Raw genomic sequence first — 25261 nt, 5'->3', positions numbered from 1 at the left:
TGAATGACGGAGACACAGGCGAAGTCGGGGAACGCGGGGACCTCGGCCAACCCGGTCGACGAGGAGGCCGCGAAGAGCGGCACGCCAGCGACCGGCCGCGCGGCCGTGGGCCGGGCCACCGTCCCTGCCGACGCGCCTGCCCCGAAATTCACCCGGGCTCCCGGTATGGCCCCACCCCCGGACAAGCCGACAGACGCACCGGAGGGCGACGCCGCCGAGGAGAAGTCGGCCGAGAGCGGCGGCACCACGGAGGCCACCGCGACCTCGGTCGGCAAGCCGTCCCCTGTCCAGCCGACGGTCGCCTCAGCGGGCAAGCCCTCTCCGGGGACGACCGGGGTCCTGCCGGCGGCCAGCACCAGCACTACCGGTACCCAGCCCCGGGTGACCGGGGTCGGTCCGAAGCCGGACGCGACCCGGTCGTTCGGGCTCGGCCGCCCGGCGAACGGTGGTGGCCTGCCCCCGGGGGTGAGCACGGCGGTGGGTGCCGCACGGGTCGGTGAGGCGGTACGCGCCGCGCGTACCTCGGTCAGCTCGGCTGCCTCACGCGGGCCGCGCCGGGCCCGGCTGAACCTCAAGCGGATCGACCCGTGGTCGGTGATGAAGTTCGCCTTCGCGGTGTCGGTGGTGCTGTTCATCGTCATCGTCGTGGCGACCTCGGTGCTGTACCTGGCGTTGGACGCGATGGGCGTGTTCAGCAGCGTGAACGACAGCCTCGGCGACCTGGTGAACGCGGGTGGTGGTCAGAGCACGGAGGGCTTCCAGATCACCGCACGCGGGGTGATCTTCAGCTCGGCGTTGATCGGCCTGGTCAACGTCGTGCTGTTCACCGCGCTGGCCACCCTCGGGGCGTTCGTCTACAACGTCTGCGCCGACCTGGTCGGCGGCATCGAGCTGACCCTCGCCGAGCGGGACTGACAGTTCTTCGACGCCGGTCCGTGCCGCCCTTCGCGGTGGTGCGGGCCGGCGTTTCCGTACCCGTAGCTCCTGCCCTGCCGGCGCGGGGTCAGCGGCCGGTTTCGCGCGGGGCGGCGGTTCGGTCCGCGCGGGATGCCGCATGCTGGCGTCTCTGCGGCCAGGCCCGCGCGGGATGCCGCATGCCGGCGTTTTCGGCGGCTCAGTTACCCCGGGATGCCGCACGTGGGGGGCGAGCGGCCAGGTCCGCACGGGTCGGCGGTCAGGTCTGCGCGGGATGCCGCATTTGGGGGCCTCCGGCGGCTGGGTCGGCCCGGGATGCCGCATCATGCGGGAGGTCCGTCGGGGCGGTAACCCGGTGTACCCGCCTCCGGTACTCGGGTAGGTTCAGAGGGCGACGTGGGGATGGCTGGCGAGCCTGGCCCCGATTTGGGGGGCGCTGGGCGGATGGGTTAACCTTGCTCGTCGCTACGCGGGGCTATAGCTCAGTCGGTTAGAGCGCAGAGCTGATAACTCTGAGGTCGCTGGTTCGATTCCAGCTAGCCCCACCGCACATGGTCCGACGGCACGTCGAGCGTGAGGGGCAGCCCCGATGTTCAAGAAGCTGTTGATCCTGGTCGGTGTCGTCGGCGTGGCCGCGGTGGTGGCCAAGAAGGTCAAGGAAGCCAACGACGAGCGCGCTCTCTGGCACGAGGCGACCACCTCGCCAGACCTGCGTTGACGCGTCCGCTCCGACCTGCGGCCGTAGCGCGGTGACGGGGCCCTAGCTCAACTGGCAGAGCACTGCCTTTGCAAGGCAGGGGTTAGGGGTTCGAGTCCCCTGGGCTCCACCAGCACTTCCCTTGGTTGATCTCGGGCCGAGTACAGCCATGCGTACAGCCAAACCCCCTGAAACGAGTCGCCTAGCCCTCCGCTGGTCGGCGTACTCCGAGTGTGGGCAACCCAGCCCTTCGCAATCTGAATGATCGTCACTTTGAGTGTTCGTCAGTAGATGTTAGGCGTTAGCCTGTGGACGAACTTGTGTACGAACGACCCCAATCTGTGGGGTTCCGGTGGACGACACACCACTACCTGTGGATGAACTACATCGCTGGAGTTTGTCGCACGTCGCGGCTACGCTATGCAGTGAGCACGAAGAACCCCGGTTGAAGTTGACCGAGGTCGACACTTCAGCCGGGGTCCATCAGCGTTGGTCGCGCAGACCGGAACCCTACACGCTCCGGAGCATCCGGGGCGACTGCCACCGGTGGGCAGGGCTGGTTGTGTCCAGCTCACGACAGGGGGTGAAACTGATGAGCCGTAACGAGCGACACGTAACGCGTAATCCCGAAGGCGGGTGGGACATCACCAAGCCGGGTTCGGCACGACGCAGCGGTCACGAACGTACCCAGGCGGATGCGATCGACCGCGCCCGCCAGATCGTCGGGAACTCCGGCGGAGGCGAGATTGTGATCCACAATCGCCAGGGGCAGATCCGTGACTCGGATACCGTGCACCCCGGTAACGACCCGAACCCGCCCCGTGATCGCCGTTGACAGAGTGGCGTGAGCAAGAAACCGGTCCGCTGATCCTTGGGGTTGGCGGGCCGGTTTCTCACTTGCCTTCCCCACCGAGTATGCGATCGATAGCGGAGGTTGCCTGACGAGCACGCGCCGGCAGGACGTGGCCGTAGGTGTCAGCCGTCATCCGGATTGTGGAGTGCCCGAGCAGCTCCATCACCGTGCGCAACTCCTCGCCCTGGTCGAGCAGGAACGTGGCGAAGGCGTGCCGAAGGTCGTGCAGGTGCAACCAGTTCAGTCCGGCCGCCGCGCGGAGCTGCTCGAAGCGCCGGTTAACGTTCCGCGGCTCCGTCGGCGTACCGATCGTGCTCGCGAAGACTAGGCCGTGATCCGACCACACCTCGCCGGCCGCAAGCCGCTCCTTGGCCTGACGTACCCGCTGCGACTCCAACGCCCGCACCGCCAGTTTCGACAGCGGCAGCGGACGGCTCGACCGGTGCGTCTTCGGCGGGACGAACTCCAAGCCACGGTCGGTGCGCTGGAGCGTCTGCCGCACGAACAGCGCCTTACCCGGAAGGTCGACATCCGACCAGCGCAGGCCCAGCAGCTCAGCCCGCCGGAGTCCGGTTACCAACGCCAGCACGAACAGCGATTCCAACCGGTCACCAGCCAGCACCGACAACAGCGTCTTGGCTTCCTCCGGCGTCAGTGCACGTCGCTCGATGCGACCGAGAGCCGGCGGCTTGGCCGCTTTGGCGACGTTGCGCGGCACTAGATCCATCCGCTCAGCGTCGGCCAGGGCGACGCGTAGCACCGCGTGAACCTTGATGATGCTGGCCGGTGCCAGCTTGCCCCGAAGTCCGGTCAGGAACCGCTGCACCTCGCGAGGCGTCAGCCGATCGAGCTTCACCCGACCCAGCCCCGGAACAAGGTGCTTCGTGACGGCCAGGCGGTAGCGGACCAGGGTCGAGGGACGGGTACCGTCGTGCGCCTTCACATCGCGCAGCCACTCGGTCAACCATGCTTCCACGGTCCGGGGCGGCGCGGTGAGGTCGACGCCGAGCTGTAGTTGCCGCCGCAGCTCGTCGCGCTTCCGGACCGCCTCAGCTTCGCTCTTGGCGTAGACGTACTTCCGCTTCCGCTTGCCATCGATCCAGCCGAGATCGATCACCGCAGCCCACACGCCCGGCCGCTGCTCGTAGACCGAGCCTTCCCCGTGAGATCGACGCCGCTTCCCGGTCATGCCGCGAACTCCTCATCTGCCGACAGGAACTCATCGATGGCCGCCAGCGGAATCAGCCGAGCACGACCCGCCTTGATCGAGCGGAGCCGGCCGGAGCGCATCAGAACGTAGACGGTGTCGCGGCAGACGCCGAGCAGGGCGGCGGCTTCGGCCGGTCGGACGCTCCTGGGCGCGACCACGCGGGAGTGGCTGAGGGTGGTCATCACGCACGTCCTTCCTGATCGAGGGAGCCGGAACCGGTCAGCGGCGACGTGCCCTGCGCTGCCTTGTCGCGTGCTGTCAGGAGTGCGGCCTTCCATTGGGCGCGTTGGGACAGGGCACGTAGGAGTCGGTGTTGCAGGGGGGCGACGTCGGGGTCGTCGGGTCGGGCGAGTTCCCACGCGTAGGCGGGTGGGGCGTCCTGTTCGACGGGGTCGGCGTCGGCCGCGCCGGTGGTGACGCCGAGAAGGTTGCGGACCCAGGCGCGGGCGTCAGCGCGGTGGTCGGCGAGTGTCTTTCCCGACCAGTCGCGGGAGACGAGGATGCGTCGACCGCCGATGCCGAGGGTGGCCCGTTGGTGGACCTTGCCCTTACAGCGGCCCGGTTGCAGCCGTCCGTGGGCTTTCTTGGGTTGGATGCCGTAGAGCAGCCAGTTCGCGCACCGCTCGTTGCACGGCGTGATCCGTAGTTCGTGCCAGAGCCGGTCGAGGTGGTCCCGTTGCCGGTCCGTCTCGGCCTTGTGGCAGTCCGCGGCGCTCTTGGTGATGTACTTCGTGATGTAGCCGATCGTGCGGTCAGCGTGGACGGTGCCGGGGGTGACGCCTTCGGCGTGAACCTGGGTGCCGAAGCGCACGACGTGCGCGGGTTCGGCGTCGGGGTCGGTGTCGATGTCGTCCAGGGCGTCAGCCCACGGGGGCAACTCCTCCCCGCTGTCGGGGTCCACCCAGCAACCGTGATCGCCATCCCACACGGGAGGCCGGTCGAGGGTGTACCGGGGTGCGTCGGCTGAGGGCCACCAGACTTGGTGGTAGGTGGCGGCGGCGACCTGCCTTAGCACCGCCCGGGAGATGGTGCCGCGGATGGCAAAGTGCGCGTGCGGAGCCAGTCGGCGTTGGGGCTCGACGCATCCGGCGTACTGGACGTTCCAGCCCACGCACCGCCTGAGGTTTTGCCAGAACCGGTCCAGTAGCCGGGCGAAGTGCACCGCATCCCACGCCGCCCGCCGGTAGTCGTACGAGTCGGGGTCGAACGGGGTGCCGTCGGGCAGGACACGGCCGTAGGAGCCGAGCGTCAGCGACAGCCACATCGACGGCCGATGTTGCGTGCCGTCCGGCGCGACGTAGACCCGGCCGACCGTGCGCGGTTCGACCTTCTTCCGTGGCAGGTCGGGGGCGTCCTGTCGGCGGCGGGTGGAGCGTTTGCGGCGCCCACCGAGGCCGAGTTCCTCTCCGTCGTGGCCGGGGGCGATCTGCCCGCGCAGCCCTTCGGCGGCAGTGGCTTCCTCGACCTCCGCGATCGCCTGATCGATGGCCGGGATTTGGTCGAACTGTGCGGAGCGTTGGGCTTCGTCGCGGGCGAATTCCAGGTGAGCGCGGAGCATGACCAGCTCCCGTTGCGCATCACTGGCCGGATAGGGGCCGAACGGGTTCGGTTCGTCGGCGCGGTGCCAGCCTTCCCGGATCTGGGTCTGCCGCAGCCGCCGGGCACGCTTCGCGCACGGCGAGCACTTGTCTTCCCGGGTCGACCCGCAGGGCAGGTCGATGACCTCAGTCAGACCGGAGTGCAGGTCGGTGCGGCGCAGGGTCACCGGGCGCAGGCACACGCCGTACTCCGCGGCCATCTCGGTGAGCACCCGGCGGGACATGGGCATGGCCAGGCGAGCAGCACGCGATCCAGCCGCCGGCGGCACGACGGCGGGCAGGTCGGCCGGTGGGGTGTCGGGGGTGAGGCCGGGCAGGGTCGGGGCGGTCAACAGGTCACCTCCGGGATCTCGAACAGCGCGGGTTGGGTCGTGGCAAGCGACGTGCGGCGTGCCGGGCCGACGTGCGAGGCCCAGCGGGTGGCCGCAGCGTGGTGCCGTGGGCAGGCGACTTCGGCGCGGTAGTGGCCGCTGCCGGGCCGGCCGGCTTCGATCAGGGCGGTGGCCCACCTGCCGCAGCGGGCGCAGTAGGTAGGCCACCGGGCGGTCATAGCGATCAGTGCCGGCAGCCGGAGCAGTGCAGCCCGACGCAGCTGGACGTGCGGGAGCGGAGTAGGACGGCGAGGACGACCAGGACCAGGACCACACCCGCGATCAGCGGTGCCGCCGCACGAACAGCGTTGGTGATCTGGACGGCGGCGTAGCCGACACCGGCCACGGCGGCGATGCCGGGGACGGTGGCGGCGGCGGCGATGACGTGGCCGCGGCGCAGTCGACGCACCACCGGCGGGGCGGCAGTCGGGGTATCGAGGAACCGCACCGTGACCGTCACCCGATCGCTGCCGGGAAGCTGCTCCGGGGCGGTCATGGACAGCAGCCGACCGGAGTCCCGGACCAGGGCAACGGTGGCGGCGACCTCGGCCGGGGTGCCGACCACGCGACGGGCAAGTGCGACGGGCCGACGCTGCACGCGGGCGAGTTGGGTGCGTGTCATCGGGTGACCTCCGAAGTGAAGACGTGGCCGTTGCGAGGGGTCTGGACGACGGACGACACCAGCGCCGAGCGCACTGCGGTCGGGGCCGAGGCGACGGGTTCCGGGATCACGACCGGGGCCGGGTCGGTCGGCAGGTCAGCCGGAGTCATGTCATCCGGCTCGTCGACAGGTTCCTCACTGCGCACCGGGACGGGTGCCGTTTTGGTGGTGCCGGTGAGGACGAGCTTGGACAGGGCGAGGAACGCCAGCGCCGGCACCGAGGACAGCAGGCGGGAGGAGAAGCTGTCGTTGGCTACCGCGATCTGCGCGGCCAAGGACAGCGCGACCGCGGCGACGAGCAGAACCAGCGGGTAAGCCACCGAGGCGTCCGGGTCGCGGCGACGGCGACGACGGATGACCAGCAGGGCGGCGGCCGGCATCAGTTCGGAGATGACGGCGTTGGACCAGCCGAACCACTCACCGGTGCCCGCCGGGGCGTGGGCCATGGTCCAGTCCTTGACGTGGGTGAACGACGCAGCACCGGCCATCCCGCCCACGGCCAGGAGGATGACGACCAGGGCGACGCCTTCGAGGCGTTCGGCGTTCAGGAACCGGCGCACGAGGTCACCTCCCGGTCAGTCGCGTTGGTCTGGGTGGTCGGGGTGGGGCGGAGCCAGGCACGCAGGTTGCGCAGGTAGATCGCGCCGTAGACGAAGCAGGAGACGAGGAAGCCCCACTGCCCGGTGGCGATCGAGTACGCCAGCCACAGCCCTTGGGCGGCGAGGCCGACAGCCCAGCCCGTCCACGAGCGCTTGCCCGCGAGGTAGAGGCCGGTGACACCGACCGCCATCAGCAGCCAGGACCACAGTTGGTGGCTCATGCCGCCCACCCCCACGCTTCGGCGTCTTCGGCGGCGATTTCGGCGTGCTGGCGCAGGGCGGCGGCGATGATGTCGGCGGCGTGCGGGTCGGGGGTGCAGTAGGGGCACTGCTGGTCGGGGTCGGTGTGGGTGAGGTCGAGGCAGGTGCGGCGGATGGGCCGGCGGGTGAGTCGACGGGTACGCATCGGAGAACTCCCGGAAGGTCAGCGGTGGGTGGGGGTGACGTGCACGCGGATCCACTCCGGCGGTTCGCCGGTGCTGGCGACGGCTTCGGAGAGGCAGCGCCACAGCGCCCACGCCTCGTTGGGGGTCAGGTACATGCGGCGGCGACCGGAGCCGACCGCGAGGTAGAGGTCGGCGTCGGGGGTGACCCGGACGGTGACCGGGACGGACGCCTTCTCGACGTGCGGGGCGCGCAGCCGGTAGAAGCGGCGCGGCTCCTGCTGGTCGGGTTCGTCGGCGTAGGGAATCCGGACGGGGGTGCCCTCGGGCAGCTCGTCGGAGGTCATCGCGGGTCACTCCCGTTCGTGGTGTTGAGGTCCAGGGCGTTGAGCAGTGACGGCGGCAGCAGCGGCGCGTCCTGCTTCGGCGTGCTCGGCCGGTAGGTGTGCCGCCCATTGCCGTTGCCGTTGGTGCGTGGCTTGACGACCACCGGGGCCGGAGCCGGGTCGGGTTCGGGCTGGACCTCTGGTGGGGCGGGGAAGGTCGCGGCCATCTCGCGGATCACGTCATCGGGCAGGTAGGAGAACCGCACCCGCGCCGGTTCCGGCTGACCGTCGAGCAGCACGTAGGCGACGCCCTTAGCGGACTGCGGGATCTGGTCCGCGAGCGCTCCCCGGTCGCGGGCACCGTCCCCGAGCAGTAGGTCGACGTGGGCGCGTTCGGTGAGGCCGAGGGCGATGCGGGTGGGGAAGAAGTCCCGGACCGAGACGACTTCCTTGCGCGGGTCCTGGGTCGCGGCGACGACCAGCACACCGAGCCCGGCACCTTGGGTGAGCAGCAGGCCCAGGGCTTGGGTGATGCGCTGGCGGATGTCGCTGTCGGGCAGGAACGCCAGCAGGGCGGCGATCTCGTCAATCACCACGACGATCAGCGGCTCATCCCCCGTCGGCGTATGCACCCGCACCTTGCCCCGCAACTGCTGCTGCCGTGCGCGCATCCGGGCCACGGCGTCGTCGAGGAGGTCAGCCATGCGGGTCCAGTCGTCATCGACGTACCGAGAGAACAGCGCCCGGCCGATGGACAGCTCCATGCCACCCTTCGGGTCGATCGCCCACACCCTGACGAGGCCGGAGCGGATACCGGCAGCGAGGGAGCGCAGCAGGGACCAGATGACCGAGCCCTTGCCCATCCGCGTCGCGCCACCGATCAGCACATGCGTGGCCAGCAGCCGCAAGCAGTACGTCGCGAGGTCCTCCCGCACGCCCAGCGGCAGGGCGGTGAAGTCCGGACGGACCGGCACGGGCAGCGGCGCAACAACGCGGGTCAGCGGGTCACGGCGGATCAGCACCAACCACACCTGCCGAGGCCGGTCACGAAACCGCACCCGATCTACGAGTCGGAGCAGCCAGGCGAGGCGACCCGACCGGGCCGGGGGTGCCTGACGACGGCCGGAGAAGACCCGGCAGTGCCGGGTGCCGAACGAGTACGCCAGATCCCGCGCGGCCTTCTGGTAGACCTCCGGGTTTTGGCCCTTCGGCATCCGCACCACCAGCTCATCGGTGGCGTACGAGCAGCGCACCGACAGCAGCCGCGGCAGCACTTCGCCGCCGTCGTACTTCTTGACCAGCCCGCACAGGGACATGACCTCGTGCCACTGACGCCGGTACACCCACAGCCGCCGCCACACCGTCACCAGCCGGAGCACGACCAGGCGGTGAAACGAGTCCCGGCCGCGCCACCACCACACGCCAGCACCAGCCGAGAGGACGCCCACGACCAGCAGGTGAGGCCACCAGCCATGCGACCGGTAGACGGCGACGGCGACCAGGACCAGCGCGACGGCAGGCCAGGAACGCCGGTGCCGCACCGCGAACACGACAAGGCGCACCACCGCCAGGACCAGGCGAGACAGCAGGAACAGAACCGTGAGCGTCCAGACGATCGGCCACGGGGCCGTGATCTGGAACCGGCGGAAGTTCACCAACGGCGCACGCATCAGGCCACCGCCTTGCGGTTCTGCTCCTGCTGCGCGGTCCACAACTCGGCGCAGACCTTGTGCACCGCAGTGCCCTTCGGGCTCCGGCAGATCGCCGGCTGACCGCAGATCACACACGGGACCGGCTCGCCGGCACCCGCGCCACGCGTCCAGTCCAGAGAAGTTGGCATGATGAAACCGCCCTTCCAGGCCGACAGAGGTTTCGGACAGGGCAGCGGGGCGGCCGGCTTTCCTAGGGCATGGGCCGCCCCGCGCCACCACCAGTCAGGCAGCCGCCTTCACGGCCGGCGTCGACAGGGACTCACGAGCTTCGGCCAGCACCCCGGCCAACCGGTCGATTTCGGCCCGGGGCAGGAACACCGCCACGTTGTTGCCGATTTCGCCCAGCTTCAGCACCACCCGGTCCTCGTCGGGGTGGGACCGGAACCACAGCTCGGTGTCGGGGTGAATGTGAACATCCGCCGAGACGTGGGCCATCAGGCAGCCTTACCGCGCGTCTCGGCCAGGGTCTTCGGCGCGACCAACGCGGTCGCCCGGTACGAGAACGCCAACCGGCCGTTCGACCCGACGTACGGCGTCACGGTCAGGCCCTCGAACTCCACCGGCTGGAACGGACCCACCGGCGGAACAGGCTGCACATCCGCCAACACCTTGATCGACACCTCACGCGACCGGGCACCAAGCTCCGGGTCCATGTCCATCACCCGGCACTGCCACACCCGCTGACCCGTCACCTTGTCCTTGGCCGGCGTCCGCTGCCGAGTCGCCTCGTTGAAGTCCTGCGCCTCCGCAATCGAGTCCGGCACGAACACCGCACCGTGCGGAAACACCGCCTCAAACGGAACCGAGAACCGCGTACCACCCCTGAGGGCCATGTCCTGCTCCTTCGCTGCTGCGACTTGACCGGCAACCCGGTCTCTGTGATGCAAGCAACCTAACAACTGATAGGCATATCAGTCAACTGTTAGGTACGAAGTTCTTGCACTGCGTCACTGAGCAGGCGGAATCCCTTTCATCTGTTAGGTCGCTGGTAACCTGCAACCAGCGCAACGCGTGCACGATCGCCGACCAGCAGGGAGCACCGCGATGACCTCTCCGCAGGGCCGTACCGAGCGGCCGGAGGCCCGGCATCAGCAGGTGGCGCGCAACATCCGCAACGAGATCGAGGCCGGTCGGCTCGTCCACGGCACTGCCCTGCCCTCGACCAGAAAGCTCGCCGAGGAGTGGGGCGTCAGCGTCTTCACCATCTCGGAGGCGATGAAGGTCTTGGCTGACGAAGGACTGGTCATCAACGAGTCCCGGTCCAAGCGTGTGGTAAACGCTCCCGACCAGCTGCGCCGCAGCGAAGTTCGTCCCCAGCGTCCCCGCGTGATCCTGATCGGCGGATACGCCGGCAGCGGCAAGACCGAGTTGGGGCGCATCCTGGCGCGCGAGACGGGTTGGCCGATGCTCGACAAGGACACCCTCACTCGGCCGGTGGTCGAGGCAGCGCTAGAGACGCTGGGTCTGTCGCCCCACGATCGGGAGTCGCAGACATACCTGAACACGATCCGTCCGAGGGAGTACGAAGCCCTCCAGGACGCAGCCAGCGAGAACGTGCAGTGCGGCAACAGCGTGATCGTGACCGCGCCGTTCATCCGCGAGTTCAACGATCCCGCGTGGATGGCTCGGACCCGCGCCTACTACGAAGCCGCGAAAGCGGTCCCGGTGGTGGTCTGGGTGTACTGCGACGGCGACACGATGCTGACCTACGTACGCCGCCGGGGAGCGGCCCGCGACGCGTTCAAACTGGCCGACTGGAACCGATACCTGGACGTCATCAATCTCGACTTCCGGCCGCCAGGTGAGCACTTCGTGGTGGACAACTGCGCATCGAGCCGGCCCTTGCAGGAACAGGCCAAGGAACTGGTGAAGGGAATCCTCGCGGACGAGGCACCCTGATGCGCGGCGTGATCCTCTACGGCCCACCAGCATCAGGCAAGGACACCGTCACCACCGCCCTGCATGACCTCGACGCCCGATTCACGCTGTACCAGCGCCTGAAGGTAGGACCAGGCCGTACCACCGGCTACCGGATGACCGACGCGGCGACGCTCGACCAGCTGCGCGAGCGTGGCGAAGTCGTCTGGGAGAACCACCGGTACGACGCTCGTTACGTGGTGGACCGTCCGTCACTGGCACAGCAGTTGTCGACCGGTGTGCCGGTCGTGCACCTGGGCCAGCGTGCCGCCGTTGCTGCGGTCACCGCAGCCGTTGTCGGTGCCTGCTGGTTGGTCGTCTACCTCTGGTGCCCGCGCGAGGTTGCCGAGCAGCGGATCGTCTCGCGGAACACAGGCGACACGGCCGCACGTCTGCGGGCATGGGACGACACCGAACCCTTGGCCGAGCGCGATCTCTTCCTGAATACGGCCGAGATGTCCCCGCCTGCTGCGGCCGAGGTCATTCACCGTCACGTCCTGGGCGACGCGCGTCCGGCGATATCCAGAAGCTGACTCCGGACAGGAGACGGGGATGGGTACCGGGTGGCGAAAGAGGCGGTAGGGCGGTCAGGCAGATAGCCGGCGGAGCACTCAGCTCAGCGGAGGGTGATCCCAGGAGACGGCAGTGCGCGATCAAGGCAGGCACCTTGTTCCCGACGGACGCCGCTGCGGGTCGCGGGTTGCTCGGTCGTTGCGGGTGTATGGGTGCCGGTCGGTTGGGTGGTGTCGTGGTGGGTCTTGGTCTGCTCGGAGCTTTCTGTGATCTGTTGCCGAATTGGCCTGTACTAGATCAAGCGCGCTCCGCGCGGCGCGGGCCGGGCGCGGTAACCGGCTCCTGACGGAGCCGCCGCCCCGCCCGCCTTCGGCGGCGGGGCGGAAAGTCAGCCGGCCCGAAAGCCACGCCCGCCCCGCGCGTCACCCACTGGTTCCGTGAAGGGAACGGGTGACGAGTCCCGGAGGTCGACCGGGACCAAGACGACAACGTCCTACCTCACGTCACATCCAGCCTCACGACGGGGAACCGCGGACCGGTCGACGGCCGGGCCGGGCGAGTTGCCGAACGGAATCACGCCGACCGCTCATCGATCCGAGGTGGGGAAGGGTAGGGGTGAGGAAGGGTCAGAGGGTGGGGCGGGGGGTTGGGGTCAGAGATTGTGCCTCCGGCGGGGGCCAGACGACTCCAGGATGGAGTTGCCGAACGGTTCCGGCCGCGGGTGGTAGTGGTTGAGGGATGCCATCCCGTCCACCGCCGACCCAGGCAAGCCGAGCAGACCAGGGCCAGGGTGACAAGGTCGTTCGTCCGGTAGGGCGCTCCACCTTGTCACCCTGGCCCTGGCCCGCTCCACGATGTGTGGGTCGGCGGCAGACGGGATGACAGCGGGGTCACTCCTGGTCAGGACGTTCAGGATGATTCTTGCCATCGGCCGCTACTCGGAGCCAGAACTAGAGCTCAGCCACAGTCGCCGCGATCTTCTCAGCCAGCGACGGCTTCACTTTTCCCGACACCCGTACCAGCACTCGCCCCTCATCGGTTCGATACTGATATTCAGAACCGAGGATTGGTGCCGCATCTAGAAGGCCCTTGATGTACTCCGCCCGTCGGTCGGCGTCTTCGACAGTTGCGAACACCTCAATCACCAGCCCGCGATTGATCGTGTACGGGTCGGAGGCTTTGTCTCCGCCAGGCAGTTCGGCTGAGGCGCGGGAGGTGTATCCCCTAGGGCGACCGAGAAGGTCGTTCGGGTCGGTGTCCTCGTCCTGCACCGCCCCACGAGTCAGGCCAAGGTCGGCCCTAACGAGCTTGGCAAGGACGGTCTTCGCGTCGAGTGCCTTGTTGGGCTCAGGATCTTTGATCGGGGACGGGGCAGCGACGGTACCGATCGGGTCTCTAGGGCCGGTGCTATCAGTGCCACAACCAGTAAGCGCGAGCGTCAGCACGGCTGCTACGGCAAGGATGTGTCGGATGCGCATTGGCTGATGATGCAGGTCTAGAGCGGCCGGCGGTGGATGTCCGACGGTGACCGGAGGTGTCGAATGGCCGACAGCCTAAACGAGCATGGGAAGGGATCTCCCGCTGGCTGTACAGCCATTCGTACAGCCAAGCCGACCGACGAACACTGCCCGAGGCCGACGGCTAGCGACACGGCAAGCAGGCCAGCGGCGGTCACCGACGCTGGCCGACAGGAGTCTTGATCTTTGCAAGGCAGGGGTTAGGGGTTCGAGTCCCCTGGGCTCCACGCATCTTTCTGACCTGCTGTTTGTTGCGATATTTGGTCTCATGTGAACCATCGGGCTTTCCGAGCTGGTGGGGCGGGTACACGACCACGAGCGGGTGACGGCCACGGCCTCCGTCCGCCTGGTTTCGGTGGAGGACCTGGCCCGAGGTGTAGAGGTGTCCGCTGGGTAGCAGAGACCATTCGCGCCCGTCGCGCCTCGGCCGCTGAGCCCTCCGCCGCCAGTAGCTCGGGCGAGGTGCGGTTCGAGCGGCGGCGCCTTCCAAAAGCATTGACGGATGGCATTCCCTTGGCTAAGTTGATCTTTCCATGACGTACTGACGCGGGGGCTCGGATGTCTGTCGATTCAACGTTGGGTGCACGCACCCGTTCAACTCGCCGCAGGCTCGTTGAGATGGCCGCCTCACTGCTCCTGCTCGCCACTGGCTCGACTCTGATGGCGTCGCCGGCGTCGGCGGCTGTTGAGGCGAAGGTGTCCGGTCCGCCAGTAATCGACTTCCCAAACGGGAACAGCGTTTCTGCAGGTGGACAGCTTGCCATCCGGTTCGGCGCGAGCGGTGACACCACGGTGACCCGGTTTCGGTACAGCGTCGGCAACACCACCCTGGGCAGCGAGGTGCCGGCTGCGCAGGACGGAACGGCCACTGTGACGATCGACGTAGGCACCGTGACCGGTGAGCGTCCGGTGTACGCGGTGTCGGTCGACCGCAGAGGTCGGATCAGCTCCATGACGCAGGGCGCCTTCACGGTCTACGCCGTCTGGAGTCTCCAGGGCCGAGCCATTGACGCGAACACCTGGTTGCCGGTGGAGGGGGCGACGATCCGACTGGAGCCGGCTGGGGTAGAGGTTGTCACCGGCCCGGACGGCATCTTCCAAGTCGCCGTCGACCCGGGCCTCTACACCCTCACCGGCACCTATGCCGGCCCGCCCAGCCTCTCGGGCAGCAGCCAGCCGTTGGAACTCGACGGTCAGGGACTGTGGTTCGACCTGCTCCTGCTTCCGGATCCCGCGAGCTGATGACCAACAACCGCTGCGATGAGGGTTTCACCTCTCCGCCGGAGGAGCCGACGTTGTCAGCGCTGAAATCAGCGAGCGGTGGTCCGGGGTGACGCAGGGCAGGTGGTCGGCGGCAGGCTAGCGTCGGAGGGGTGAGCAACGGATCTCCCCGCGTCCTGCCTGCCGACGGTGACCTCGGCGAGGCGGCCGCCGTGCTGCGTACGGGTGGGTTGGTGGCCTTTCCGACGGAGACCGTCTACGGGCTGGGGGCGAACGCGTTGGACGCGCGGGCGGCGGCCCGGATCTTCGAGGCGAAGCAGCGGCCGAGTTTCGATCCGCTGATCACCCATCTCGCCGACGTGGCGGACCTGGAACCGCTTGTGGGGTCGGTTTCGCCGGCCGTGGCGGCGCTTGCGGCCCGGTTCTGGCCGGGGCCGTTGACGCTGATTGTGGACCGGCCGGAGGAAATCCCACCGATCGTGACCTCCGGGTTGGACAGCATGGCGGTGCGGGTGCCGGACCACGAGCACGCTCGGCGGTTGATCGCCGCTGCCGGGGTTCCGGTGGCCGCGCCGAGCGCGAACCGGTTCGGCCAGCTCAGTCCGACCCGTGCCGAGCACGTGGTGCGCGGGCTGGGGGCAGCTGTGGACGTGGTGCTCGACGGCGGGCCGACCCGGTGTGGGATCGAGTCGACGATCGTGGACGCCCGTGGGGACCTGCCGGTGGTGCTGCGGCTCGGTGCGTTGCCGGTCGAGGAGTTGGAGAAGATCGCCGGGCCGGTGACGGTGCGGCCGGGTAGCTCGGGGCAGCCGGTCGCGCCGGGGACGTTGGCCGCGCACTACGCGCCGCGTACGCCGTTGCGGTTGGTGTCCGGCGCGGAGTCGGCGGGGGCCGGCGGTGCGGGATGTGGGTATCTGGCGTTCCGGGACCGGCCGGCGGGCGGCTGGGCGGCGGTGGAGGTGCTCTCCGCCTCCGGTGATCTGACCGAGGCGGCAGCTCGCCTCTTCGACACGCTGCATCGACTTGACGCCGTCGGGGTTACCGAGATCGTCGCGGAGCCGGTGCCGGACACCGGGGTGGGGCGGGCGGTCAACGACCGGCTGCGCCGCGCCGCCGCGACCTGGCGTCCCGCCCCCTGACGCCGATGATGGCACTCACCGCGGCGGTCGGCCGGGTGCGGCTGGGGCGGGTATGCCCAGGCCAGTTGGTTCCTGCTCGCTGTCGGCGTGTTCGACCGCTCGGCCGCCGTCGACCCGCTGCCCGGTCGCCTGATCACCGTCGGCCTGCTCGGTCGCCTGCTCGCCTTCGACCTGCGGGAATCGTGCGACGAGCCGGGTGAGGGCACCGTTGGCGAGGGTGGCGCCGAGCGCGGATCCGGTGGCGATGGTCCAGCCGACCGGGCCCAGCGGGGTGCAGCCGAAGAACTGACTGAGCCCGGGGGTCTGTACGACCGCGGCCAGCACGCCGAAGGACGCGGCGGTGGAGGCGAGTACGGTCGGGCTGGTGCCGCCGGCCAGCACGGTCTGGCCGAGCTGGGTACCGACCAGGGAGACCAGCGCGACGGTGCCGGCGCGCCGCTGGGTGCCGGTGTAGCGGGCAAGTGTCCAGCCGGTGGTCGCACCTAGGGTGGTGGCGGCGGCGCGCAGGCCGATCTCCCGGGTCATGGTCTGGCCGAGTGAGCTGTCCGGGCCCTCGCGGAGCAGCCCGTCGGCGTGGTCGCCGCCGGGTGGCCGCACGGCGATGGCCAGCGCGGGTGCCATGTCGGTGAGCAGGTTGACCAGCAGCAGTTGGCGTCCGTTGAGCGCGGCGCGGCCGGTTGCGGCGGCGGTAAGCACGCTGAAGGCGATCTCGCCGAGGTTGCCGCCGACGAGGATGCTCAGCGCGTGACGGACCGAGGACCACATCGCCCGACCTTCGACCAGGGTGGCGATTATGGTTTCCAGCCGGTCGTCGGTGACCACCAGGTCGGCGGCGGCGCGCGCCGCCGGGGTGCCCCGTTGACCGAGGGCGATGCCCACGTCGGCCAGCCGGATGGCGGGGGCGTCGTTGGCACCGTCACCGGTCATCGCGACGGTACGCCCGCATTTTTGCAGGGCCTGGATGATGCGGACCTTGTGGGCCGGGGTGCAGCGGGCCACCACGTCGGTGACGGCCAGCCGTTCGGCGAGGGCGGTGTCGTCGAGTTGGTCGAGTTCGGTGGCGGTGACCACCCGCTGGGCGTCTCCGGCGCTGATGGTGGCGGCGATCGCCTCGGCGGTCGCCGGATGGTCGCCAGTGATCATGATGGTGTGCACGCCCGCCTGGCGGATCCGGCGGACGGCCGGCGCGGCGCTGGCGCGTACCCCGTCGGCGATCGCCAGGAAGCCGGTGAAGACCAGGCCGCGTACACCCTCGTCGGTGATGTCTGGGTCGGCGACTGTGCACTCGGCGACGGCGAGGATGCGGTGTCCCGCGCCGGCCCGTTCGCCGAGCAGCCGGTGCAGTTCGGCCCGGCCCGCGTCGTCGAGCGGTTCGTCGCGTCCGGCGACCCGGTTCGCCGTGCAGCGGGGTAGGACCGCCTCCGGTGCGCCCTTCACGCTGAGCAGCAACCCGCTGTCGGTCTCGCCGACGCTGGCGTGGTACCCGCGCGACGGCTCGAACGGCAGACCACCTGCGGCCTGCCAGCCGGGCGCGCCGTCCGGCTCGGTGACACCGGCGGCGCGGGCACCTCGCAGCACCGCCCGGTCGGTCTGCATGGAGAGTTCCTCGGGGTCGTCGGCGGCCGGGGTGGCCCGCAGCGCCGCCGCCAGGGTGCGTCGCAGTCGGTCGTCGAGGTGCTCCACGGGGGCGTACGCGTCGGCGTCGCCGACCCCGGCCAGCATCAGATGCCCCTCGGTGAGGGTGCCGGTCTTGTCGAAGCAGAGCACGTCGACCCGGCCCAGGGCCTCGATGGTGCGCGGGTTACGGACCAGTGCACCGTGCTCGGCGAGTCGTCGGGCGGCGGCCAGTTGGGCGGCGCTGACCAGGAACGGCAGTCCCTCGGGCACCGAGGCGACGGCCAGGTTCGCGGCGGTCGCGGCCGTCTGGGCCAGCGGTACGCCTCGCAGCAGCCCGGCACCGGCCACCGCGACCGCCGACCCGGCGGCCATCGGGACCGCGGTGCGGGTCAGCTTGCCCAGCCGGGCCTCGACCCCGCTGACCGGCGGTGCCTGCCGGGCAAGGGCGAGACTGCGTCCGGCCTCGGTGTCGGCGCCGGTGGCCACGACCACGGCGTCGCCACGGCCGGCGGCGATGCTGGTGCCCTCGTAGACCATGGAGCAGCGTTCGGCCACGGCGGCGGCGACCACCGGCTGGTCGGTCTTGCTGACCGGCAGCGACTCGCCGGTCAGGGAGGACTCGTCGGCTTCCAGGCCGACGGAGGTCAGGACCCGGCAGTCGGCAGGTACCGCGTCGCCGGATTCGAGCACGATCACGTCTCCGGGGACGAGGTCGTCGGCGGGTACCACCCGTTCGACGCCGTCGCGGCGGACCCGGGCGGTCACCGCCGAGCGGGACAGCAGCTGGGCCAGCGACTTCTCGGTGTTGCGCTGGTGTACCGCGCCGACCAGCGCGGAAGCTCCGACGACGCCGCCGACCAGGGCGGCGTCGACGAGCGAACCGAAGCTGGCGGAGAGCACCGCCCCGGCGGCGAGCACCGGGGTGAGCGGGTTGGCGAGTTCGTCGACGAAGGCGCGGAGCAGCCCGCCCGGGCCGGCTGTCTCACCTGGGCGGTTGGCCTGTCGTCGCTGGGCCTCGACCTCGGTCAGCCCACTGTGGTTCGTGCCGAGCTGGTCGATGACGGTGGGCACCGGCATCAGATGCCAGGCGGTGATCGCGGGCGCGGGTGCAGTGTTCGCTTCGGTCAGCCGGCCGGCCCGCCAGACGCCGTGGGCGAAGGCCAGCGCCGCCGCGCCGTTGACCGAGGCGAGCGTACGGCCCGGTAGCAGGGCCGGGTCGGCGGTGAAGGCACCTAGCGCGCCGAGGCCGGTGCCGGCCAGTCCGATGCGCAGGTTCTGCGCGGTCATCCGCCGGGCCACCCCGGCCGCCTCGATGATCAGGGCGACGACCCGCAGATCGGTGCCGACCAGCAGGTGTGCCCCCCACGGCGGCGGATCGTCGGGGTCGGCGAGGCCCAGTCCGCAGTCCGAGGCGGCGAGGGCGGTGCGGTCGCCGGAGACGAGCATCACCACCGCACCCTCCCGTTGCAGGGTGCGTACCGACTCGGTGAGCTGGTCGTCGCCGGGCATCAGCGCGTCGGCGGAGGCGTGCCGCTGCGGGTCGCCGCCGGCCACGACGAGCCGCAGGCCGGCTTGCCGGGCGACGGCAGGTAGGGCTTCGACGCCGGGGGCCGGCTCGGGTTCGACCCGCAGTACGGCCGCGAGCGCGTTGGCCTGGGCCAGACCGAGCAGGGTGCCGCCGCGTTCGCGCAGCCGCCGGCTGTCGTCGGTGTCGCCAGGGTCCCGCACGTCGAGGCGGTCAAGCGGGCCGAGCCGCCATCCGTCGAGGTGGCGTACGTCGTTGGGTGCGGTCGGTTCGAAGAGGGTGAACGCCTGGGCGGCCACCCGTGACGTGTCGACGCCGGGCAGCGGGGCCAGGTCGGCCAGGACACCCCGGTCGGAGCCGAGGATCCGGGCATCCAGCACAAGCGTGTCGATGCGGTCGAGTTCGCGGAGCACGCTGCGGTCCATGGCGATGACGCCGCGTCGGGCCAGGATCCGGCCGAGTTGGGCCGCGTACCCCTCGCGCCCGCTGCCCGGCGCCTTGGGCAGCGCGGACAGGCCCAGGGCGGCGGCCCGTTTCGGGCCGACCACGGGCGTCGCCGCGGCGAAGGCCGCAGCGCCACCGGCGAGCATCCGGTTCAGGTACCGCTCGACGGAGCCGTCGGGTTTCGGGCAGGGCCGCTCGAAGGCGGGAGTACGGGCGACGGCGCGATCCGGGTCGCCGGTGAGCCGGGGTTCGGCCTTCTCCCAGGCTCGCAGCTGGGCCAACCCTTCGCCCCACTGGACTATCCGCTGAGCGCCGTCGAGCACTATCCCCGTCCAGCCGCCGGTGAGGCCCTGCACCACCGCCTCGGCGAGTGGGAAGAGAACCTCGGCGCGTGGGTCGCGGCGTAGTCCCAGCCCGGCGAGGGCGTGCAGCTTCGGGTGCAGGTCGATGGCGCTGAGCAGTCCGGAGACCTCACCGGGAACCGGGGTCACGGGCAGGATCCGGGTGGCGGCGGAGATGGTCAGGCCGAGCGCGTCGGAGGCGAGCGCGCCGAGGGTACGCGGGGTGCGTGGTCCTTCCTCGGGTGGGTGCGGCGGCGGGATCTCCGGATCCGGTTCGTGCGGGCAGGTGCGTTCGACCCGGGCGATGGTGGCGACAAGTTCGCGTACCTTGGGTCCCGGTGTGTCGACCGCGACGACCACCCGTCCGGAGGGCGCGTTGACCCGTGCCCAGTTGACCCCCGGCATTCGTTCCAGCGCCGTCTCGACCTGGCGGGCGAGGGTGTCGCCGCCGTCCTGGCAGACGCCGTGAACCTCGATGTGGTGCCGGCCGGGGCGGGACCACACCCGTCGGCTGGTCAGCCCGGCCGCCCGGGCGAGCCGGGTCGCGGTGGCACCGACGCGACGGGAGGCGGCTTCCACCACCGGAGGTACTCCGACGGCGCCAAACCGCATTTTGCCTCCCACCGTTCGTGCCCGGCGGCCTGGCTTCCCGGCCGGACGTCCCTTATGCCCAGCCGAGCTGGGAAAAGTTTCCTGCTCGGCCGGGCATGGACGGCCGTGGCGGAGGAATCCGAGGTGGGCGTCATCGCTACGGGGAGGCGAGATGAGTGCGCTGACACGACAGCTCAGTGGGACCCGGGAGTCGTTGCAGATGTTCACCCGCCGGGTGAACGTGCCGTGGCTGGGGGAGGTGGCGGTGCCGCCGCCGGACAAGCTGACCTACTACGCCGGCATCGGGGTGCTGACCGTGTTCCAGGTGATCGAGTGGCCCTTGGCGCTCGTGATCACCGCCGGGCACCTGCTTGCCGACCAGCACCTGTCCGGGCTGGCCAAAGGGCTAGGCGAGGCGCTGGAGTCCGCCTGAGGGTGAGGCGCTGGAGGCTGCCTGAGGGTAAGCCGCGTCACCCTTGACCTGAAGGCAGGTTGAGGTCCGAGGCTTGCCGCATGCTGATCGCCCCGTCTCCGGTACGCGCCGAGTCGCTTTTCGCCCCTCGACTGCGCGCCATGACGGTGGGCAGCGTGGCGCTTGTCTCGTTGCTGGCGTTCGAGGCGTTGGCGGTCGGCACCGCCATGCCCACTGTCGCCCGGGCCCTGGACGGGCTGGCGCTGTACGGGATCGCCTTCGGCGGCCCGTTCGCGGCCGGCGTGGTGGCGATGGTGCTCTCCGGCATCTGGTGTGACGCGCGGGGTCCACGTGCGCCGATGTGGTCCGGTCTCGCCGGGTTCGTCGCCGGGCTGCTGCTCGCCGGTGCCGCCACCAACATGGCGACGCTTGTGGTGGGCCGGATCGTGCAGGGCTTCGGCTCGGGTCTGCTGTCGGTGGCGCTGTACGTGATCGTCGCGCAGGCGTACCCGGAGCAGTTGCACCGGCGCATCTTCGCCGCGTTCGCTGCGGCCTGGGTGGTGCCGTCGCTGGTCGGGCCCGTGGTGGCGGGGTTGGTCGTGGAGCACGTCGGCTGGCGGTGGGTGTTCCTGGCGGTGCCGGCGGTGGCGGTGCCGGCGGTGCTCTTGATCCACCCGGGGCTGCGGTCGATCGGCGTGGCCGGTCCGGTCCGCCGCTCCGCCGGGGCGCTGGCGCGGATCGGTTGGGCCTGCGGGGCGGGGGTGAGCGCCGCACTGTTGCACATCGGGGGTCAGCAGCGTGGCGCCGCCGCCGTGCCGCTGGTCGGGATCGCCCTGGCCGGCCTGCTGAGTTGCGTTCCGCGACTGTTGCCGGCCGGATTCCTGCGGGCCGGTCGCGGCCTGCCCACCGTGGTGGGCCTGCGGGGGCTGGCCTCGGCCGCGTTCGTCGGCGCCGAGGTGGTGATCCCGTTGATGCTGTCGCGGGAGCGGGGGTTCACGCCGACGGCGGCGGGGCTGGTGCTGACCACCGGCGCGCTCTCCTGGTCGCTCGGCTCGTGGTTGCAGGCGCGGATCCGGTCGCCCCGGTCCCGGGGCACCCTGCCGAGGGCCGGCCTCACCTGCATCACGGTCGGTACCGCGGTGGTGGGCAGCTGCGTGGTCCCGGCGGTGCCGGTGTGGGTGGGGATTCTCGGTTGGGCGGTCGCCGGGCTCGGCATGGGTCTGCTCTATCCGTCGCTGTCGGCGCTCACCCTGGAGCTGTCGGCCCCCGGCGAGCAGGGCCGCAACAGCTCGTCCCTGCAACTGTGCGACTCGCTCGCGTCGGCGACGGTGTTGGCGCTTACCGGTGCGGTGCTCGCCGCCGGGGCGGCACCTGGGCGGTTCGACTACGGCGTCACCCTCGCCGTGGCGGCCGGGCTGGCGCTGCTCGGGGCCCTGCTCGCCGGTCGGGTCGTGGCTTCGCCGCGAGTGGCGTCGGCCTGACCGGCCCGGCGGCCCGCTGCGCGGAGTCGGGTGGCGGGTGGATTGGCCCGAAAGCGGCCGTGTGCGGTCGTGGCAGCCGGCAGGATGAGCTGGCGATGACCTTCCTGACGCTGCTGCCGTTGGCCGTGGTGATGGTCGCCGGCACGCAACTGGTGGCGGCGGTCTTCTTCGCCTCGTCCGACCGGCCACGGGCCGCCTCGCTTGGCTATCTGGCGGGTGCGGCGCTCGTCGTCCTCGGTGGTACGACACTGGCCTGGCTGGTGGTTCACCTGTTCAAAATCAACTTCACCGGTGCGGGTCGGGGCACTGTCGAACGGTGGATCGACTGGTTCGTGCTGGCGCTGCTCGCGGTGCTGGCGGTGGTCGTGTTCCTGCGCCGGCACTCGGGGCCGCCGCGATGGATGGGTGAACTCCAGCACGCCGGCCCCGGGTACGCGGCGAAGGTGGGTCTGCTGCTGTTCCTGGGTATGCCGTCCGATGACCTGACCATGGCCACGGTCGGGGCCAGCGCGGCACGGCACGACCTGCCGTGGTGGCATCTGCTGCCCTTCGTGCTGCTCACCCTGACCCTGCTCGCCCTCCCGCTGTTCGCTTTGCTGCTGCTCGGCCGCCGGGCGGCGGTGGTGCTGCCGCGCATCCGGGACTGGGCTAACAGCCACTCCTGGCTGGTCAGTGAGGCGGTCATCGTGCTCTTCGTGGTGATCACCGCCCTCGATTTGATGAAGTGAGGCCGCTCACAGCTGGTCACGCCGGTGACGGTCCGATCCGTCGAGCGGGCAGGCGACGAGGGAGGTTGACATGCGGGTTCTGGTCACTGGTGCGGGCGGCAGGCTGGGCCGGGAGGCGCTGCCCCGGCTGGTCGACGCGTGGTTCGAGGTGCGGGCCACCAGCCGCCGGCCGCGTACCGGATCGGGGGTCCGGTGGGTGGTGGCGGACCTGACCACCGGCGAAGGGATCGCCGCAGCGGTGACCGACGTGGACGCGGTGCTGCACCTGGCGTCGTCGCCGACCCGGCAGACCCACCAGATCGACGTGCTCGGCACCCGCCGGCTGGTCGACGCTGCCGCCGGTGCCGGGGTGCAGCACCTGGTGTACGTCTCGATCGTGGGCGTGGACCGGGTGCCCTACTCGTACTACCGGCACAAGCTGGCTGCCGAGCAGGTCATCGCCGACGGGAAGGTGCCGTGGACGGTGCTGCGGGCCACCCAGTTCTTCCCGTTCATCGACGAGCTGCTGCGCCTGTCGAGCAAGCTCGGTCCGGTCATCGGCGATCGGGCGGTGCTGGCCCAGCCGGTCGACCCGGGCGAGGTTGCCGACAAGCTGGTCGAGCTGCTCCGGGCCGGAGCGCGCGGCGGCATCGTGGAGTACGGCGGCCCCGAGGTGCAGCGCTTCGACGAGGCGGTGCGGGCCTGGCGGCAGGCGCGCGGCTCCCGTCGCCCGCTGCTGCCGATCCGTTTTCCCGGTCGCCTCGGCCGGGAGCTGCGCGGCGGTGGCCTGGTCACCGACGCCCAACCGACGGGGCGGCGGACCTGGGCCGACTACCTGTCGGACACGTACGGGCGAACAGCGACGCGATGACACCTGCTCGGGTTCACGTTCGCCCTACCGTCGAGCCATGCTCACGTTCGTCATCACCAGCCTCCTGTACGTCTGCGGGTTCGTCTTCCTCTACGGAGTGATCCGACTCGCGGTGCGGCACGCGATGGAGGACATCGAGGTGCGCCGCGTACAGGCCGCGCGGGCAGAGGAGATGGCCGCCTCCCGGGACCGGGCGATGCTGGAACGGCACGGCTTCCTGACCAACGAGGGCTGACCGTGGGACGCCGGTCCCGGCTTCAGCGTGGTGTCGGCCCGCGCACCGGTCCGGAAGCTGGTCCCGGTCCGCGTCGCCGGCTCCGGATGCGACCATCGAACACGTGATGGGAACGCTGAAGACCGAGCCCGCTCGCAACCGTACCGACCTGTTGGCCGCGCCGGTCGCCGCCGCGCTCGCGCAGTGGCCGGCCGACTCGCCGGTGGACGTCGACGCGGTGCAGGTCGCGCCGATCGATGCCGGGCTCGCCGACACCGCGGCGTTCTGCGCGGCGTACGACGTCGGGCTCGATGAGTCGGCCAACTGCGTGGTCGTGGCCGGAAAGCGCGAGGGGGTGACCCGGTACGCCGCCTGCCTGGTGCTCGCCACCACCCGCGCGGACGTGAACGGGGTGGCCCGCCGGGCGCTGGACGTACGGAAGGCGAGTTTCGCGCCGATGGACGACGCGGTGGAGTTGACCGGGATGGAGTACGGCGGGATCACGCCGATCGGGTTGCCGTTGCAGTGGCCGATCCTGGTCGACACGCGGGTGGTGGCCATGCCGTACGTGGTGATCGGGTCGGGCGTACGGCACAGCAAGATTGCGCTGCCCGGCGCGGCGCTGGCCGCGTTGCCCGGTGCGCGGGTGGTGGAAGACCTGGCCAGGCCCATCTGACCGTCGACTGGTGTCGATGTCGTTGCACGTGAAACATCAACGACGTCGATGCCGTCAGTGCGCGGCGGCCTCGCGCTGCTCCACCTCGGCGAGGGCGGCGAGCAGGGTGGCTGGTTCCTGCGCCCCGGTGACCCCGTACCTGCCGGCGAGCACGAAGGTGGGCACGCTTGTCACCCCGAGCTGCCGAGCGGCGGCCAGCTCGGCCCTCAGCTCGGCCACGCCCTCCTCGGAGTCGAGGAAGTAGCGGGCGTCGTCGCCGTCCAGCCCGACGGTGGCGGCCACCCCGGCCAGCGCCTCCCGGGAGCCGAGGTCGACGCCGTCGACGAAGTGGGCCCGGTGCAGGGCCTCGACCATCTCCCCGTCGCGGTCCTGTCGGCCGGCCCAGTTGGTCAGCCGGTGCGCGTCGAAGGTGTTGGCCGCGATCGCCCGGTCGTAGCGCAGCTCCAAGCCGACGCTCGCGCCCACCTCGACGACCCGGGCGACCATCTGCCGGGCCTGCTCGTGGCCACCGAACTTCTCAGCCAGCGCGTCGAGAATCGGGCGCGGGGACGGAACCGGTGACGGGTCCAGCTGGAAGGGCCGGTGCCGGACGGTCACCTTGCCGTCGTACGACGCGAGCGCCTGCGCCAGTCGGCGGCGGCCGATCCAGCACCAGGGGCAGACCACGTCGGCGTAGATGTCGATCTCCATGACCGGAGACAACTCGCTGGCCGGCAGGTCTGTTCCCGACTGCCGCCCAGGTCACGGTGA

The 25261-nt window shown here is 70.5% G+C and carries 29 protein-coding genes and 2 tRNA genes; 15 read left to right on the top strand and 16 right to left on the bottom strand.

The window, feature by feature from the left end:
- The first annotated feature begins 3 nt into the window (after window positions 1–3).
- The 5 genes from O7624_RS15750 to O7624_RS15730 all read left to right on the top strand — a co-directional run bounded on the left by O7624_RS15750 (window position 4) and on the right by O7624_RS15730 (window position 2447).
- Entirely contained in the window at window positions 4–915 is a 912-nt protein-coding gene (locus O7624_RS15750) for a DUF3566 domain-containing protein (protein ID WP_093409289.1), read from the top strand.
- Between the two features lie 471 nt (window positions 916–1386).
- Window positions 1387–1460 (top strand) — tRNA-Ile (locus O7624_RS15745).
- Window positions 1461–1504: 44 nt separating this feature from the next.
- Window positions 1505–1633 (top strand): DLW-39 family protein, encoded by a 129-nt coding sequence (locus tag O7624_RS15740; RefSeq protein ID WP_210936323.1) that lies wholly within the window; start codon window positions 1505–1507, stop codon window positions 1631–1633.
- A gap of 36 nt (window positions 1634–1669) precedes the next feature.
- Window positions 1670–1745: transfer RNA gene (locus O7624_RS15735), tRNA-Ala, on the top strand.
- Between the two features lie 459 nt (window positions 1746–2204).
- Window positions 2205–2447, top strand: coding sequence for a DUF2188 domain-containing protein (locus O7624_RS15730; protein ID WP_282236326.1), 243 nt, complete (start codon window positions 2205–2207; stop codon window positions 2445–2447).
- Window positions 2448–2505: 58 nt separating this feature from the next.
- On the opposite strand, the gene O7624_RS15725 is transcribed toward O7624_RS15730, so the two are convergent.
- The 13 genes from O7624_RS15725 to O7624_RS15665 form a co-directional block, all read right to left on the bottom strand.
- Window positions 2506–3654, bottom strand: a complete 1149-nt coding sequence (locus O7624_RS15725) for a tyrosine-type recombinase/integrase (protein WP_282236325.1) — start codon at window positions 3652–3654, stop codon at window positions 2506–2508.
- The gene (locus O7624_RS15720; RefSeq protein WP_282236324.1) at window positions 3651–3857 is read right to left on the bottom strand and encodes a helix-turn-helix domain-containing protein; all 207 of its coding nucleotides are present in this window, start codon (window positions 3855–3857) and stop codon (window positions 3651–3653) included. Before O7624_RS15720 ends, O7624_RS15725 begins: the two co-directional genes overlap by 4 nt.
- Window positions 3857–5605: a replication initiator gene (locus tag O7624_RS15715; protein WP_282236323.1), complete on the bottom strand. Its 1749-nt coding sequence runs from the start codon at window positions 5603–5605 to the stop codon at window positions 3857–3859. The genes O7624_RS15720 and O7624_RS15715 overlap by 1 nt, the downstream gene beginning before the upstream one ends.
- A complete protein-coding gene (locus O7624_RS15710) occupies window positions 5602–5823 on the bottom strand; it encodes a hypothetical protein (protein ID WP_282236322.1) in 222 nt (73 codons plus the stop codon). The genes O7624_RS15715 and O7624_RS15710 overlap by 4 nt, the downstream gene beginning before the upstream one ends.
- A gap of 5 nt (window positions 5824–5828) precedes the next feature.
- Complete coding sequence (locus O7624_RS15705; protein WP_282236321.1) at window positions 5829–6266, bottom strand: hypothetical protein; 438 nt, start codon at window positions 6264–6266, stop codon at window positions 5829–5831.
- Window positions 6263–6865, bottom strand: a complete 603-nt coding sequence (locus tag O7624_RS15700; RefSeq protein WP_282236320.1) for a hypothetical protein — start codon at window positions 6863–6865, stop codon at window positions 6263–6265. Before O7624_RS15700 ends, O7624_RS15705 begins: the two co-directional genes overlap by 4 nt.
- The gene (locus tag O7624_RS15695; protein ID WP_282236319.1) at window positions 6850–7125 is read right to left on the bottom strand and encodes a hypothetical protein; all 276 of its coding nucleotides are present in this window, start codon (window positions 7123–7125) and stop codon (window positions 6850–6852) included. Before O7624_RS15695 ends, O7624_RS15700 begins: the two co-directional genes overlap by 16 nt.
- The gene (locus tag O7624_RS15690; protein WP_282236318.1) at window positions 7122–7310 is read right to left on the bottom strand and encodes a hypothetical protein; all 189 of its coding nucleotides are present in this window, start codon (window positions 7308–7310) and stop codon (window positions 7122–7124) included. The genes O7624_RS15695 and O7624_RS15690 overlap by 4 nt, the downstream gene beginning before the upstream one ends.
- Before the next feature lie 18 nt (window positions 7311–7328).
- Complete coding sequence (locus O7624_RS15685; RefSeq protein WP_282236317.1) at window positions 7329–7634, bottom strand: spread protein; 306 nt, start codon at window positions 7632–7634, stop codon at window positions 7329–7331.
- Window positions 7631–9283, bottom strand: a complete 1653-nt coding sequence (locus O7624_RS15680) for an FtsK/SpoIIIE domain-containing protein (protein WP_282236316.1) — start codon at window positions 9281–9283, stop codon at window positions 7631–7633. Before O7624_RS15680 ends, O7624_RS15685 begins: the two co-directional genes overlap by 4 nt.
- Window positions 9283–9453 carry a hypothetical protein gene (locus tag O7624_RS15675; protein ID WP_282236315.1) on the bottom strand — a complete coding sequence of 57 codons (171 nt, stop codon included), beginning with the start codon at window positions 9451–9453 and terminating at the stop codon, window positions 9283–9285. Before O7624_RS15675 ends, O7624_RS15680 begins: the two co-directional genes overlap by 1 nt.
- 94 nt (window positions 9454–9547) lie before the next feature.
- Complete coding sequence (locus O7624_RS15670; RefSeq protein ID WP_282236314.1) at window positions 9548–9760, bottom strand: hypothetical protein; 213 nt, start codon at window positions 9758–9760, stop codon at window positions 9548–9550.
- The gene (locus O7624_RS15665; protein ID WP_282236313.1) at window positions 9760–10158 is read right to left on the bottom strand and encodes a transcriptional regulator; all 399 of its coding nucleotides are present in this window, start codon (window positions 10156–10158) and stop codon (window positions 9760–9762) included. Before O7624_RS15665 ends, O7624_RS15670 begins: the two co-directional genes overlap by 1 nt.
- A 211-nt stretch (window positions 10159–10369) precedes the next feature.
- Here O7624_RS15665 and O7624_RS15660 point away from each other — a divergent pair, with 211 nt between their 5' ends.
- Window positions 10370–11224 (top strand): GntR family transcriptional regulator, encoded by an 855-nt coding sequence (locus tag O7624_RS15660; RefSeq protein WP_282236312.1) that lies wholly within the window; start codon window positions 10370–10372, stop codon window positions 11222–11224.
- Window positions 11224–11775, top strand: coding sequence for a kinase (locus tag O7624_RS15655; RefSeq protein ID WP_282236311.1), 552 nt, complete (start codon window positions 11224–11226; stop codon window positions 11773–11775). The genes O7624_RS15660 and O7624_RS15655 overlap by 1 nt, the downstream gene beginning before the upstream one ends.
- Window positions 11776–12705: 930 nt before the next feature.
- Here the strand turns inward: O7624_RS15655 and O7624_RS15650 are convergent.
- Entirely contained in the window at window positions 12706–13233 is a 528-nt protein-coding gene (locus O7624_RS15650) for a hypothetical protein (protein WP_282236310.1), read from the bottom strand.
- 831 nt (window positions 13234–14064) lie between these two features.
- Between O7624_RS15650 and O7624_RS15645 the strand changes: the two genes are divergently transcribed.
- Together O7624_RS15645 and O7624_RS15640 are read left to right on the top strand one after the other, a co-directional pair.
- On the top strand, window positions 14065–14514 hold the full coding sequence (locus tag O7624_RS15645; protein WP_282236309.1) for a hypothetical protein: 450 nt from the start codon (window positions 14065–14067) through the stop codon (window positions 14512–14514).
- A 155-nt stretch (window positions 14515–14669) separates the two neighbouring features.
- Window positions 14670–15632, top strand: coding sequence for an L-threonylcarbamoyladenylate synthase (locus O7624_RS15640; RefSeq protein ID WP_282240644.1), 963 nt, complete (start codon window positions 14670–14672; stop codon window positions 15630–15632).
- A gap of 15 nt (window positions 15633–15647) precedes the next feature.
- Here O7624_RS15640 and O7624_RS15635 read toward each other — a convergent pair whose 3' ends face one another.
- On the bottom strand, window positions 15648–20171 hold the full coding sequence (locus tag O7624_RS15635; RefSeq protein ID WP_282236308.1) for an HAD-IC family P-type ATPase: 4524 nt from the start codon (window positions 20169–20171) through the stop codon (window positions 15648–15650).
- A gap of 151 nt (window positions 20172–20322) precedes the next feature.
- Here O7624_RS15635 and O7624_RS15630 point away from each other — a divergent pair, with 151 nt between their 5' ends.
- From O7624_RS15630 to O7624_RS15605, 6 genes are all read left to right on the top strand, one after another.
- Window positions 20323–20583: a hypothetical protein gene (locus O7624_RS15630; RefSeq protein ID WP_210936332.1), complete on the top strand. Its 261-nt coding sequence runs from the start codon at window positions 20323–20325 to the stop codon at window positions 20581–20583.
- Between the two features lie 80 nt (window positions 20584–20663).
- A complete protein-coding gene (locus O7624_RS15625; protein WP_282236307.1) occupies window positions 20664–22043 on the top strand; it encodes an MFS transporter in 1380 nt (459 codons plus the stop codon).
- A 95-nt stretch (window positions 22044–22138) separates the two neighbouring features.
- Entirely contained in the window at window positions 22139–22771 is a 633-nt protein-coding gene (locus tag O7624_RS15620; RefSeq protein ID WP_282236306.1) for a GAP family protein, read from the top strand.
- A gap of 70 nt (window positions 22772–22841) precedes the next feature.
- Window positions 22842–23621, top strand: a complete 780-nt coding sequence (locus O7624_RS15615) for an NAD(P)H-binding protein (RefSeq protein WP_282236305.1) — start codon at window positions 22842–22844, stop codon at window positions 23619–23621.
- Between the two features lie 37 nt (window positions 23622–23658).
- The gene (locus O7624_RS15610) at window positions 23659–23856 is read left to right on the top strand and encodes a hypothetical protein (RefSeq protein ID WP_093409275.1); all 198 of its coding nucleotides are present in this window, start codon (window positions 23659–23661) and stop codon (window positions 23854–23856) included.
- 106 nt (window positions 23857–23962) lie between these two features.
- The gene (locus O7624_RS15605) at window positions 23963–24511 is read left to right on the top strand and encodes a YbaK/EbsC family protein (RefSeq protein ID WP_282240643.1); all 549 of its coding nucleotides are present in this window, start codon (window positions 23963–23965) and stop codon (window positions 24509–24511) included.
- 54 nt (window positions 24512–24565) lie between these two features.
- Here the strand turns inward: O7624_RS15605 and O7624_RS15600 are convergent, their stop codons facing one another.
- Window positions 24566–25201, bottom strand: coding sequence for a DsbA family oxidoreductase (locus tag O7624_RS15600; protein WP_282236304.1), 636 nt, complete (start codon window positions 25199–25201; stop codon window positions 24566–24568).
- Window positions 25202–25261: the final 60 nt, after the last annotated feature.

The sequence above is a fragment of the Verrucosispora sp. WMMD1129 genome (genome assembly GCF_029581255.1).
GTDB classification, from domain to species: Bacteria; Actinomycetota; Actinomycetes; order Mycobacteriales; family Micromonosporaceae; genus Micromonospora; species Micromonospora sediminimaris.
This window is presented reverse-complemented; position numbering and strand designations above follow the sequence as displayed.

Excerpts from the sequence above, each read along its gene's own strand:
- O7624_RS15675 (WP_282236315.1), bottom strand. The coding sequence starts at position 9,453 with ATGCCAACTTCTCTGGACTGGACGCGTGGCGCGGGTGCCGGCGAGCCG.
- O7624_RS15600 (WP_282236304.1), bottom strand. The coding sequence starts at position 25,201 with ATGGAGATCGACATCTACGCCGACGTGGTCTGCCCCTGGTGCTGGATC.
- O7624_RS15725 (WP_282236325.1), bottom strand. The coding sequence starts at position 3,654 with ATGACCGGGAAGCGGCGTCGATCTCACGGGGAAGGCTCGGTCTACGAG.
- O7624_RS15695 (WP_282236319.1), bottom strand. The coding sequence starts at position 7,125 with ATGAGCCACCAACTGTGGTCCTGGCTGCTGATGGCGGTCGGTGTCACC.
- O7624_RS15620 (WP_282236306.1), top strand. The coding sequence starts at position 22,139 with ATGACCTTCCTGACGCTGCTGCCGTTGGCCGTGGTGATGGTCGCCGGC.
- O7624_RS15740 (WP_210936323.1), top strand. The coding sequence starts at position 1,505 with ATGTTCAAGAAGCTGTTGATCCTGGTCGGTGTCGTCGGCGTGGCCGCG.
- O7624_RS15650 (WP_282236310.1), bottom strand. The coding sequence starts at position 13,233 with ATGCGCATCCGACACATCCTTGCCGTAGCAGCCGTGCTGACGCTCGCG.
- O7624_RS15670 (WP_282236314.1), bottom strand. The coding sequence starts at position 9,760 with ATGGCCCACGTCTCGGCGGATGTTCACATTCACCCCGACACCGAGCTG.
- O7624_RS15665 (WP_282236313.1), bottom strand. The coding sequence starts at position 10,158 with ATGGCCCTCAGGGGTGGTACGCGGTTCTCGGTTCCGTTTGAGGCGGTG.
- O7624_RS15685 (WP_282236317.1), bottom strand. The coding sequence starts at position 7,634 with ATGACCTCCGACGAGCTGCCCGAGGGCACCCCCGTCCGGATTCCCTAC.
- O7624_RS15630 (WP_210936332.1), top strand. The coding sequence starts at position 20,323 with ATGAGTGCGCTGACACGACAGCTCAGTGGGACCCGGGAGTCGTTGCAG.
- O7624_RS15690 (WP_282236318.1), bottom strand. The coding sequence starts at position 7,310 with ATGCGTACCCGTCGACTCACCCGCCGGCCCATCCGCCGCACCTGCCTC.
- O7624_RS15635 (WP_282236308.1), bottom strand. The coding sequence starts at position 20,171 with ATGCGGTTTGGCGCCGTCGGAGTACCTCCGGTGGTGGAAGCCGCCTCC.
- O7624_RS15730 (WP_282236326.1), top strand. The coding sequence starts at position 2,205 with ATGAGCCGTAACGAGCGACACGTAACGCGTAATCCCGAAGGCGGGTGG.
- O7624_RS15710 (WP_282236322.1), bottom strand. The coding sequence starts at position 5,823 with ATGACCGCCCGGTGGCCTACCTACTGCGCCCGCTGCGGCAGGTGGGCC.
- O7624_RS15680 (WP_282236316.1), bottom strand. The coding sequence starts at position 9,283 with ATGCGTGCGCCGTTGGTGAACTTCCGCCGGTTCCAGATCACGGCCCCG.
- O7624_RS15720 (WP_282236324.1), bottom strand. The coding sequence starts at position 3,857 with ATGACCACCCTCAGCCACTCCCGCGTGGTCGCGCCCAGGAGCGTCCGA.
- O7624_RS15655 (WP_282236311.1), top strand. The coding sequence starts at position 11,224 with ATGCGCGGCGTGATCCTCTACGGCCCACCAGCATCAGGCAAGGACACC.
- O7624_RS15615 (WP_282236305.1), top strand. The coding sequence starts at position 22,842 with ATGCGGGTTCTGGTCACTGGTGCGGGCGGCAGGCTGGGCCGGGAGGCG.
- O7624_RS15750 (WP_093409289.1), top strand. The coding sequence starts at position 4 with ATGACGGAGACACAGGCGAAGTCGGGGAACGCGGGGACCTCGGCCAAC.
- O7624_RS15610 (WP_093409275.1), top strand. The coding sequence starts at position 23,659 with ATGCTCACGTTCGTCATCACCAGCCTCCTGTACGTCTGCGGGTTCGTC.
- O7624_RS15705 (WP_282236321.1), bottom strand. The coding sequence starts at position 6,266 with ATGACACGCACCCAACTCGCCCGCGTGCAGCGTCGGCCCGTCGCACTT.
- O7624_RS15625 (WP_282236307.1), top strand. The coding sequence starts at position 20,664 with ATGCTGATCGCCCCGTCTCCGGTACGCGCCGAGTCGCTTTTCGCCCCT.
- O7624_RS15605 (WP_282240643.1), top strand. The coding sequence starts at position 23,963 with ATGGGAACGCTGAAGACCGAGCCCGCTCGCAACCGTACCGACCTGTTG.
- O7624_RS15660 (WP_282236312.1), top strand. The coding sequence starts at position 10,370 with ATGACCTCTCCGCAGGGCCGTACCGAGCGGCCGGAGGCCCGGCATCAG.